The organism is Metabacillus rhizolycopersici, from assembly GCF_020075705.1.
Genome location: NZ_JAIQUM010000011.1, coordinates 102,953 through 114,271, shown reverse-complemented (window position 1 = coordinate 114,271; position 11,319 = coordinate 102,953). Strand labels below are relative to the sequence as shown.

General features: G+C 37.1%; 8 protein-coding genes and 2 tRNA genes. 9 read left to right on the top strand and 1 reads right to left on the bottom strand.

Translation table 11 applies throughout. The annotated features are described in order from the left end of the window. Positions 1 to 48: 48 nt before the first annotated feature. Together K9V48_RS07710 and K9V48_RS07705 are read left to right on the top strand one after the other, a co-directional pair. Positions 49 to 125, top strand: a tRNA-Asp gene (locus K9V48_RS07710). 136 nt (positions 126 to 261) lie between these two features. Next, a tRNA-Phe gene (locus K9V48_RS07705) sits at positions 262 to 334 on the top strand. A gap of 208 nt (positions 335 to 542) precedes the next feature. Here the strand turns inward: K9V48_RS07705 and K9V48_RS07700 are convergent. Further along, positions 543 to 1,616 (bottom strand): DctP family TRAP transporter solute-binding subunit, encoded by a 1,074-nt coding sequence (locus K9V48_RS07700; RefSeq protein WP_224138117.1) that lies wholly within the window; start codon positions 1,614 to 1,616, stop codon positions 543 to 545. A gap of 204 nt (positions 1,617 to 1,820) precedes the next feature. Here K9V48_RS07700 and K9V48_RS07695 point away from each other — a divergent pair, with 204 nt between their 5' ends. The 7 genes from K9V48_RS07695 to K9V48_RS07665 all read left to right on the top strand — a co-directional run bounded on the left by K9V48_RS07695 (position 1,821) and on the right by K9V48_RS07665 (position 11,305). Next, positions 1,821 to 3,422, top strand: a complete 1,602-nt coding sequence (locus K9V48_RS07695) for an ATP-binding protein (RefSeq protein ID WP_224138116.1) — start codon at positions 1,821 to 1,823, stop codon at positions 3,420 to 3,422. Next, positions 3,412 to 4,110 (top strand): response regulator, encoded by a 699-nt coding sequence (locus tag K9V48_RS07690; RefSeq protein ID WP_224138115.1) that lies wholly within the window; start codon positions 3,412 to 3,414, stop codon positions 4,108 to 4,110. Before K9V48_RS07695 ends, K9V48_RS07690 begins: the two co-directional genes overlap by 11 nt. Positions 4,111 to 4,225: 115 nt before the next feature. Then, positions 4,226 to 5,503 (top strand): C4-dicarboxylate transporter DctP, encoded by a 1,278-nt coding sequence (dctP, locus tag K9V48_RS07685; protein WP_224138130.1) that lies wholly within the window; start codon positions 4,226 to 4,228, stop codon positions 5,501 to 5,503. A 1,111-nt stretch (positions 5,504 to 6,614) separates the two neighbouring features. Next, entirely contained in the window at positions 6,615 to 7,322 is a 708-nt protein-coding gene (gene yycF, locus K9V48_RS07680; protein ID WP_111617238.1) for a response regulator YycF, read from the top strand. Between the two features lie 3 nt (positions 7,323 to 7,325). Continuing rightward, on the top strand, positions 7,326 to 9,161 hold the full coding sequence (walK, locus tag K9V48_RS07675; protein ID WP_224138114.1) for a cell wall metabolism sensor histidine kinase WalK: 1,836 nt from the start codon (positions 7,326 to 7,328) through the stop codon (positions 9,159 to 9,161). After that, a complete protein-coding gene (locus K9V48_RS07670; protein ID WP_224138113.1) occupies positions 9,154 to 10,503 on the top strand; it encodes a YycH family regulatory protein in 1,350 nt (449 codons plus the stop codon). The genes walK and K9V48_RS07670 overlap by 8 nt, the downstream gene beginning before the upstream one ends. Then, positions 10,490 to 11,305: a two-component system regulatory protein YycI gene (locus K9V48_RS07665; RefSeq protein ID WP_224138112.1), complete on the top strand. Its 816-nt coding sequence runs from the start codon at positions 10,490 to 10,492 to the stop codon at positions 11,303 to 11,305. The genes K9V48_RS07670 and K9V48_RS07665 overlap by 14 nt, the downstream gene beginning before the upstream one ends. Positions 11,306 to 11,319 lie beyond the last annotated feature (14 nt).

Sequence of the window (11,319 nt, the reverse complement as noted above, 5' to 3'; positions counted from 1 at the left end):
TCATAACCCGAAGGTCGCAGGTTCAAATCCTGTCCCCGCAACCAAAATGGTCCGGTAGTTCAGTTGGTTAGAATGCCTGCCTGTCACGCAGGAGGTCGCGGGTTCGAGTCCCGTCCGGACCGCCATTTACATAATTGGTAGAACCTATTCTCAAGCAAAAGGGTTTCAATAAGCAAACACCGGAGCGTATGTAAACGTTGAGGATGTGAGTAATGGAGCTGACGAAGAGATTTGAAGATTAGTAGAAGCTGAAAATTATATGGCTCGGTAGCTCAGTTGGTAGAGCAATGGACTGAAAATCCATGTGTCGGCGGTTCGATTCCGTCCCGAGCCACTTCAAAAAGCATGATTCAAATGAATCATGCTTTTTAATTGTTTAGTTTATTATTTCATACACCAAGAAACTATAAAATTCTTGTACTGTGGATAAGCGCACGACATCTAGCGCAAGCGTTAGCCCCTCTAAGTTCTAGCCACTTGCTCTTTTGTTCCTTAATAGCCAGAGTAATACTGATTAACTACAGTTTCTATTGCTACATACCTTAATAGTGCTCATTTTGTTCATTTTCATATTTTGCTCTTAATTTCTGCATATCCTCCACTAACTTATTCCCGATTTCAGGGGCTAGTTCCTCGTAAACAGGATCAAGCACTTTTATCCATTCCTGCTTTTGTTCCTCGGTTAGTTCATGTATTTCAATTGGAGAATTTTGTTTGATTAGTTCGAGCTGCTCTTTGTTCATTTGAATAGAATTCTTGTTATTCCAGGCAGTTGTTTCTTTCATAGCTTCAAGTAAAATTTGCTGTGTATTTTCTGTTTGTGCACCCCAGACTTTCTGGCTCATCATGACAGCGTAGCCTAAGTATCCATGATTACTGATTGTCAAATACTTTTGTAAGTTATAAAATTTTCTAGAGTAGATATTTGAAATAGTATTTTCTTCTCCATCAATCTTTCCATCTACAAGCAGTTTATAGGTGGAATTAAAAGATGCTTGATGGGCTTTGGCATTTAATTGATTAAATTGTGTTTGAATCACACTGCTTTGCATAATTCGAAAGGATTGTCCTTTTATATCCTTAGGAGCAAGAATCGGCCCCTTGTTAGAAGTGAATTGCTTGAATCCATTTGACCAAAGAGCTAGTCCTTTTATATCTTCACTTTGCAGAGATTGGAGCAATTGATTGCCAATATGCCCGTTCAATCCTTCTTGAATGGCTTTATTGTTTGGGAACGCGAAGGGAAGGTCAAGCACACCCCACTTAGGGGAAAGCATTCCGAGCTTTGAAGTAGTGGGAGCTATGAAATGAACTTGTCCCTCCTTTAAAGCGTTGATTTCTTCGATATCAGAATAAAGGCTGCCATTGGGAAAAACTTCTATCTTTATCTTTCCATTTGATTTCTCGTTGACAAGCTGAGCAAATTTAGCTGCTGCCAGCCCTTTAGGTGTATTTTCTGCTACCACATGGCTGAACTTAAAAACGATTTGGTCTTTAAGCCCTCTCTGATCATCATCATAAGGCAGGTCCTGCTGAGAAAAATAGGGATATCCAAAGAAAAGGGCAGCTGCTGCTATTACGGCGATAAGGAGTATTAAGCTATATATGCTTCTCATCTAAATCACCTCTTTAGGATCGTTAATGTAATCATACTTAGAAGTTTTCTTTTCGTAAAGGTAATATTGAAATTAGCTATAGCTGCATGCGGCAGCAATGGTTTTATTCAAAGAAGAAGCGGTAGCTTTTTCGAGGATAAACATCGTACGATTATAAGTGCCAGGAAATAGGAGAAATGCCGTTTGAAGAAGGGAGGGGAACTAATGAAACAAATTCCAATTTTATGGAAGATAACAGTTTTATCGTATACGGTTGTGGTCTTTTCCCTGCTGATCGGCGGGCTTGTTGTCATTGTAAATATTCAAGAGGTAGAAGAAAGGGAATTAAGGCTAAGATCCATGAATACGGCACGAACGGTTGCAGAACTGTCGGATATTAAAAAGGGAGTGCAGAAGCCGGAGGGATGGAAGACAGTAAACCCCATAGCGGAAAAAATTCAAATTATAAATGATAATGATTATATTGTTATAATGGATATGGAACGGATCAGGTATTCTCATCCTGTGAATGAAATGATCGGAAAACCTTCAGAAGGTGAAGATGAAGCTTCTGCTTTTGCTGAGCATATTTATTTTTCTAAGGCAAAAGGTGAGGTTGGGATCGTATTAAGGGCCTTTTTTCCGATTAAAGATGCGGACTTAAATCAAATTGGTGTTGTCATGGTCGGAAATAAAGTACCTAGTTTTAGCGAGATTATGATGGGTTTAATAAAGGAAATACTATTCATTGTCATGCTTACCTTGATATTTGGTCTGATTGGCTCATATATGCTTGCCAAGCAAATAAAAAAACAAATGTTTCAGCTGGAACCATACGAAATTAAGAGGATAGTTGAAGAAAGAACCGCAACCTTCCATTCCCTAAATGAAGGTGTCATTGCGATAGATAATCATGAAATCATAACAATCTTTAATGAGAAAGCAAAAAAGATTTTTGATGTAAAAGGAAACGTTATAGGACAGCCTATTCGTTCGATTATAAAGGATACGAGACTTCCAGAAATTGTGGAGAGAAATCAAGCTGTTTACAATGAACAAATCATCGTGAGCGGAAAAGTGATAATGAGTACACGTATACCGATAAGGAAAGAAAAAGAACTGATTGGAGCGGTTGCGATTTGCCAGGACCGAACGGAAGTCACAAAGCTTGCAGAAGAATTAACAGGGGTTAGAAACTTTGTAGAGGCACTTAGAGTTCAAAATCATGAGCATATGAACAAGCTCCATACGATAGCAGGCTTAATTCAGCTGGGAAAAACAGAAAAAGCATTGCATCTAGCTTTTGATACTTCAGAGGAACAGGAATGTATATCTTTGTTCTTAAATGAAATCATTAAGGACGATGCTGTTGCTGGTCTATTATTGAGTAAAGTAAGACGGGGCAAAGAATTGGGAATTGCTGTGATAATTGATCAAAATAGTAATCTCGAATTTTTCCCTAATCAGTTGGATCACCATGACCTTGTCTTGTTATTAGGTAATCTGATTGAAAATGCATTCGGTGCATTTGAGTCAGCTGAGATTGAGGATAAAAGAATAGAAATTAGTATTGAGCAGACAGCGGATATGTGCTCCATTCTTATAGAGGATAACGGATGCGGTATTCAGGAAGGGCAGTTGCAGAGGATTTTTGAAAAAGGTTTTACCGCAGGCAAGCTAGGTGGAACGGGCTATGGTCTTTTTCTTGTAAAACAAATTGTAGAAAAAGGAAGGGGGCAAATTCAAATTTCATCTTTTGAAGGTGAAGGAACTACTTTCATCATTACCTTTCCAATGGAAGAGGAGGAAGAATTGGATGGCATTTAAAGAGGAAATCAAAGTTCTGCTGATTGAAGATGACCCAATGGTCCAGGAAGTAAATAAAGAATTTATTACAAGTGTTCAAGGATTTCGAATCTTGGCTATAGCAGGTAATGGTGAAGAGGGCATCAAACTAGTAAAAAAGCTAAATCCAGATCTTGTTATTTTAGATGTTTTTATGCCAAAAAAGGATGGAATCCAGACATTGCAGGAGCTGCGAAAGCAGAAATTGAATACAGATGTCATTGTTGTGTCGGCCGCTAAGGATAAGGAAACTATAAAACTCATGCTCCAAAACGGGGCAAGAGATTACATTATTAAACCTTTTAAACTGGGGAGGATTCAACAGGCATTAGAAAAGTATCGCCACTATAGAGAAAGCCTGAAGGCATCCGGAACGATGTCTCAAGAGCAGCTTGATTTATTGCTCTATGCTGAGCATTCCAAGAAAACAATGGAAGACTTACCAAAAGGCCTGAATGAATTTACATTGAATGAGGTCACCTCCTACGTTCGGAAACAAAATGATCCCCGCTCTGCTGAGGAAGTGGCAAATGCTATTGGAATTGCTAGAGTGACGGCTCGCCGTTACTTGGACTACCTTGAAAAATGCAGAATTATTAGGCTTGATGTTCAATATGGGGGGGTAGGCAGACCGGTAAACCGTTATTTTTTTAATAAAGGAAACAGTTAAGACCAAAATGAACAAAATATCCGTTATGACCATAAACTTCTCATTTTTCATTGAAAACGCTACCATTCTAATTAGTAAGAATAGTCAGAAAAGGGGATGGTGACAAATGAAAGCATTGCGGATATTTAAGAATTTAACTGTTCAAGTATTAACAGCTATTTTTATAGGTGTAATGGTTGGACTGATTTGGCCGGAAATCGGAAAAGAAATGAAGCCGGTAGGAGATACATTCATTAACGCTGTAAAAATGGTCATTGCGCCTATTATTTTCTTAACCATCGTAATCGGCATAGCGAAAATGGGAGATATGAAAAAGGTCGGCAAGGTCGGTGGAAAAGCTTTACTTTATTTTGAGGTTGTGACAACATTAGCGCTTGTAATCGGGCTTGTGGTAGTTAATATTATTAAACCTGGTTCTGGTCTTAACTATAATGAACTTGAAAAAGGCGACGTATCGCAATATACACAAGATGGCGGACAGGGCATTAACTGGATTGAGTTTGTTACTCATATCGTCCCTTCTAATATGGTAGATGCATTTGCAAAGGGTGATATTTTACAAGTCTTATTCTTTTCCATTTTATTTGGGGTAGGGCTAGCAGCTCTTGGGGAAAAAGGAAAGAGTATTATCGAGTTCCTAGATAAACTATCACTAGTATTCTTTAAAATTATTGAATATGTGATGAAAGCAGCTCCGCTTGGCGCTTTTGGGGCAATGGCCTACACGATTGGCCACTACGGGCTTTCTTCACTAGTTCCGCTAGGAAAGCTCATGATTTCCGTATATGTAACTATGTTCTTATTCATCTTTGTCATATTAAATGTTATTTGTAAAATGTACGGATTTAGCTTATGGAATTATTTGAAGTTTATTAAAGACGAGATTTTGATTGTGCTTGGTACAAGTTCTTCAGAATCGGTTTTACCAAGAATGATGAATAAAATGGAGCGGTATGGATGCTCTAAATCAGTTGTAGGACTTGTCATTCCAACAGGTTATTCCTTTAATTTGGATGGAACATCTATTTATCTATCAATGGCAGTTGTATTCCTTGCTCAAGTATTTGGAGTAGATTTGTCAATTGGTCAGCAGATTACAATTATCCTAGTGCTAATGCTGACATCTAAAGGGGCTGCAGGTGTAACAGGGAGCGGATTTATTGTCTTAGCTTCTACATTGGCAGCATTACAGGTAATTCCTTTGGAAGGGTTAGCGTTACTTCTTGGGGTGGATCGTTTCATGAGTGAAGGAAGAGCTATTGTTAATTTAATTGGAAATGGAATCGCGACAATTGTTGTATCGAAGAGTGAAAAAGAATTTGATGAGTCAAAGAGTAAGAGGGCAATTTTAGAAATGAAAGCAATTGGAGAACGAACAAAGAAAGCAGTTTAATATAGTGGATCAGTTCCTAGTCAATGAACTTTGGCGCGGAGCTGATCCTTTTTTGGGGGATATGAAACTATAGATTTGCAAGCTGTGTATAATTTTGTGAGCAAATGATCTACATCCATCTCCAGATTCAGCGCCTTTGTTCTTTGTTTTTGGATGTAATGAAACAAGAAACAATATGTGACAAATATAAGTAAATTATGTATGTAATACTACAATAGCGTTACAATTAGTCAAATTTTGCAATGGGTATTATATAATATGTTAGATTAATAGAGTTGATCATAATAAGGATTTTATTAGATAAGTCTTGATAACCATTAGTAGGGAACAAGACTGATGGAAGTAGAAAATTAAAAAATCCTATGGAATACTTATATTGAGCTACTCACGACTTAATTTTCTAACGAAAATTTGAAGTCGGGGATTCTAAAAAATAGACCATACCTGCTCAACTAGGTGATAGATTTTCTGCTTTCACTTTCAGACAGACTTTTCTGCTTCAAGATCGAGTTCATCCTGCAAGAAAGAGTCTACAAGTGTAGAACTTGTCTGAAAGCAAAAAGCTCTGACACATTTGTTCAGGAACGTTCTTTTCCTACTGCACCCGACAGGCTAGACCATTTATCTTCTCTGGTAATCGTGAATAACTTGTCGGTAGACAAAGAACAAAAAACATGCATAGAATTTTACCCAACAAATGATAGGTTAGTTGTTGGAATCCTATATTCTATTCAATTTTCAAAGATCGATTTGTATAGGAACATAATAGGACGTGCGTTCAGTTTATTCAACCATTTTGGCTAGCGCCAACCGATAATCATCCCTTCCCTACCCATTGGGCTACGACCTACGTATTCATTGAGGGAGGGGGTCTTCTGTCGGAAAATGATAAAAAGGGGTCTGACACTAACTATTTTAGGTCAGTCCCTTTTTTCATTAAAGTTATTATAAAGAGGAATTAATACCCACTAATGGGGGATAAAAAGGAGATAGGGAATTTCGTGACTTTAACAAGATACATACAGGAATAGATCTTTAAATGATGAATCTCTTCTGTATAAATGTTACATTTAATTATATAGTTTACACGTAACCTAAAGGGGCGAGTGCATTGGAAAAGAAAATTTTAGTTGTTGATGATGAAAAACCAATTGCAGATATTTTGCAATTTAACTTAAAAAAGGAAGGATATACTGTTTATTGTGCATATGATGGAGATCAAGCTATCGAAATGGTAGAGGAAATTAACCCAGACCTTCTATTATTAGATATCATGCTGCCAAATCGAGACGGTATGGAAGTTTGCCGAGAGGTACGAAAAAAATACGAGATGCCAATTATCATGCTTACAGCAAAGGATTCAGAGATCGATAAGGTTCTTGGACTTGAGTTAGGCGCTGATGATTACGTGACAAAGCCTTTCAGCACGCGCGAATTATTAGCTCGCGTCAAGGCTAATCTACGTCGCCAGCAGTCGATTGATACTAGTGAATCAAAAGGATCTACCAATGAAATTACAGTCGGTTCCCTTACCATTCATCCCGATGCCTATGTCGTGTCAAAACGGGGAGAAACAATTGAGCTAACACATAGAGAATTCGAACTTCTGCATTATTTAGCACAACATATAGGTCAAGTCATGACACGTGAACATCTCCTACAAACGGTATGGGGTTATGATTATTTTGGTGATGTTCGTACAGTCGATGTAACGGTGAGAAGATTACGAGAAAAAATAGAAGATAGTCCCAGCCATCCAACGTGGATCGTAACAAGACGTGGAGTTGGCTACTATTTGCGAAACTCTGATCAGGAGTAGAAAATGAAAAATGTAGGCTTCTTCGGTTCAATTCACTTTAAATTTGTCATGGTTTACGTTTTACTTATTATGATAGCAATGCAAATAATTGGGATTTATTTCGTTAAGGAATTAGAAGTATCATTAAAAAGCAACTTTGAAGACGCATTAACGAAACGTGTAAGTTTACTCGTTTATAATATTGAACAAGAAATGTCACGAGATTCAAAAGAATATACAGATGGCAAAACACCTACTGGAGAGATTACAACGATTATTGAGGGTTTCTTGACAGAGGAAATCCTCGAAGTCCGTGTAATTGATAAAAATAAGACAGTCATTGCTACCACTAGTGCAAATCAGGATATAGTTGGTAGAAAAACGACTGACGAAATGGTACTTCGTGCACTAGTAGGACTTGATTACAATAACGATTATATTGAACCGGATACACAACAGCGTGTTCGCGTTATGACGATGCCAATAAATGCAAATAACTTTAGTGATCAAACGATTGGTGCAATCTATATCGTTGCGTCGATGGAAGAAATTTTTTCCCAAATGAGGATTATTAATAAGATATTTGCTACAGGAACAATTTTGGCATTATGTATTACCGCAGGGTTAGGCATTTTCCTTGCACGAACGATAACAAAGCCAATGAAGGATATGAGAAAACAGGCCATCGAACTAGCAAATGGAAACTTTTCGCGTAAGGTTAAAGTGTATGGTGATGATGAAATTGGCCAATTAGCTGTAACCTTTAATTACCTTACTGAAAGGCTAGAAGATGCTCAAGCGACAACTGATGGTGAACGCAAAAAGCTTGCATCTGTTATCGCTCATATGACCGATGGTGTTATTGCAACGAACAAGAATGGTCAGGTCATTTTAATCAATAATCCAGCATTAGAGATGTTAGATGTTACACGTGGAACATTAAAAAATGTGAACATACTTGAATTACTCGGACTTGAAGAGGAATATACATTTGATAGTATTGTCGAGGGACAAGAATCATTTATTCTTGATTCAAGTACTAGGCAACTACCCTTTATTTTAAGAGTGAGTTTTTCTGTGATTCAAAAGGAATCAGGTAAAATTGATGGCATCATTGCCGTGCTATATGATATTACAGAACAGGAAAAAATTGAGGAAGAAAGAAGGGAATTCGTTGCAAATGTTTCTCATGAGCTTCGAACACCACTAACAACGATGAGAAGTTACTTAGAAGCATTAGCAGATGGTGCTTGGGAGGACAAGGACATTGCACCTCAGTTTTTAAATGTTACGCAAACAGAGACAGAACGTATGATTAGGTTAGTAAATGATTTACTTCAACTATCAAAGCTTGATCGTACAGAGTACCAATTAAATATGGACTGGATAAACTTACCGGATTTCTTCAACAAAATTATTGATCGATTTGAAATGACGAAACCTCAACATGTTTCATTCATTAGGAATATACCTAAGGAAAAGCTTTACGTGGAAATTGATACGGATAAAATTACTCAGGTAATAGATAATATCATTTCAAATGCACTGAAGTACTCTCCTGAAGGTGGGAAAGTGACCTTTAGCATTGATATCCTTCCAGAGGATCTTCAACTACGTATTAGGGATGAAGGTGTAGGAATACCAAAGGAAAGCGTAAAAAAGATATTTGGTCGATTTTACCGTGTTGATAAAGCCCGGACAAGAAAACTTGGAGGAACAGGTTTAGGATTAGCAATTGCAAAGGAAATGGTGCTTGCTCATGGTGGTGATATTTGGGCGCAAAGTGGAGAAGGCCAAGGAACAACGATCTATTTTACTTTGCCTTATGACCCGGAACAAGAGGATGAGTGGGATGAATAAAGAGTCAATAAAAAGTGCCATTTTAGCCGTGCTAGTAATCATAAGTTTATTTTTTACCTGGAATGTATGGAGTCTTCGCCCTTCTAACGAGGAACTTCAAAATCAGATACTTGTTGAAAGAGACCCAATTGCTGAAAAGACAAAAAGGCTATTTGAAGTAGTAAAGCCGCAACAATTATTTATTCATGATAATGAAACACATTATAGTACGTTAAATTCGGACGATTTAAATAGCCTCTGGAGGGAAATGCAAGGGTGGAAGTACAATTATAGTAATGAAAGGGGCTTCTCCACATCGTTTACAAAGGGAGATTTAGAGCAATTAATTCATGAGGATATAGGGGGAAATCTTGAGCTTAGATTTTATGAAGAGATTCCACTCGAAATTTTTCAATCAATGATTGAATGGGATACTGAAATAAATGGAATTACTTCATTTGACCGAATCCTGTTAAAAGTGGCAAAGGCCAATGAAGTACAAAAGGTTTATTTTGTTTCTGATCAGGATATGAAAATTGTAGAATTGACTGTCAATCACGAGGAGGCTAGTCACTTTGTTTCAGATCTCTATGAAAAAAGGGGGGAATTTGACCCCTATTTTGTCTTCAATTCAGGAGAAACAAACGAAATTTTACTACCGGAAAGGGAAGTAAATTTATTTAGCTATAAATATTTGTTTGAGGATATAGAGGGGGAAAGGTTTAAAGAGACCTTATTTAGTAACCCTCGAATTGTAAAGCAGGACGCGGATATTTCAAAAAATAGATATACAGATGGGACAAGGGAGCTTAGTATTTTCCCGAGTACTCATAGTCTGAGGTATGTGAACCCTACATTAAGGGATTCAAATCTTATAGAGGCAAAGACCCTTGTTGAACAAAGTATTGCCTTTATAAATGACCATGGTGGCTGGACAGATGATTATGTCTTATATGATATACTTGAAAATGATCAGGAAATCGAATTTATCATGACGATCGAATCAATACCAGTCATTAATTCAAATGAAGAGCCGTTTGGACCGACTAAGATCTCTCAAAGATGGGGACAAAATGAAATTGCTAAATATGAACGTCCTTCGTATCATCTCAAGACACAGTTTCCAAATGGCGAATCTACCTTAATGTCTGGCAGGGCAGTTGTTGAAGTGATTAAAGATGATGAGCGGTTAAGGAAAGAGCGTATCAAGAAAATCTATATTGCGTATGAACTTGGAGCTTCAGATAGGCAGGAAGTTGTTGAGGTATCCCCTGTTTGGTGTATCGAATTGAATGATGGAACATTAATTAAAATAAATGAAATTCTAGAAAAGCCAAAGGGGGATGAAAATGGATTGGAGTAAAACAAAAACCATTTTTATTCTTGCATTTCTAATTTTGGATATTTATTTAATGGTTGAATTCTATGAGCTACGTGGCAAGAGTGACTATGCTATTATGCAACGGGCGACGACAGAAGAGCAATTAGCCGCAGATGGCATTGTGTATGATAATCTACCAGGAGATATTGGTAAGGGCTTCTATATTACGGCTAAAAGTAAGGATTTTACTCTAGACGAAGTAAGTAAGTTAAAAGATCAAACACTCGTTTTAACGAATAGTAAACTTAGTGGAGATACCTTTAGAATTTTAAATATGGATCTAGGCGAACCATTTCCATTACCAGATGTAAATGAAAAGAGTAAAGTTAGTCAATTTTTGAAGGAAAATGTAATCTCTGGAGAGCTTTATCACTACTGGTATACAGATGAACTGACAAATTCAATGATTTATATCCAACAGTATAAAAATCAAAATATTTTTCAAGTAAAAGATGATCATATTGGAATGGTAATTTTATATTTAAATGAGAAAAATGAGATCATTGCATATGAACAGTCTATGCTTGAAGATATAAATGAGGTTGAAGAAAAGGAAACTGCGATACCTGCCTTGAAGGCAATTGAAGCTCTATATAACAAGAAATATTTAAAATCAAATAGTGAGATCATACAGATTCAATATGGCTTTTATACCCATATTCCACTTTCAAACCAACAAATATTGGCGCCAACATGGCATATTATCGTGGAAACAGATGAAGATATGAGGGAAAGCTATTATGTTAATGCCTTAGAGGGCGAGGTTTTACAATCAGCTCAATAGGAAAAGGGAGTGGA

Coding starts and splice junctions, on each gene's coding strand:
- K9V48_RS07700 (WP_224138117.1), bottom strand. CDS start 1,616: ATGAGAAGCATATATAGCTTAATACTCCTTATCGCCGTAATAGCAGCA.
- K9V48_RS07695 (WP_224138116.1), top strand. CDS start 1,821: ATGAAACAAATTCCAATTTTATGGAAGATAACAGTTTTATCGTATACG.
- K9V48_RS07690 (WP_224138115.1), top strand. CDS start 3,412: ATGGCATTTAAAGAGGAAATCAAAGTTCTGCTGATTGAAGATGACCCA.
- walK (WP_224138114.1), top strand. CDS start 7,326: ATGAAAAATGTAGGCTTCTTCGGTTCAATTCACTTTAAATTTGTCATG.
- K9V48_RS07670 (WP_224138113.1), top strand. CDS start 9,154: ATGAATAAAGAGTCAATAAAAAGTGCCATTTTAGCCGTGCTAGTAATC.
- K9V48_RS07665 (WP_224138112.1), top strand. CDS start 10,490: ATGGATTGGAGTAAAACAAAAACCATTTTTATTCTTGCATTTCTAATT.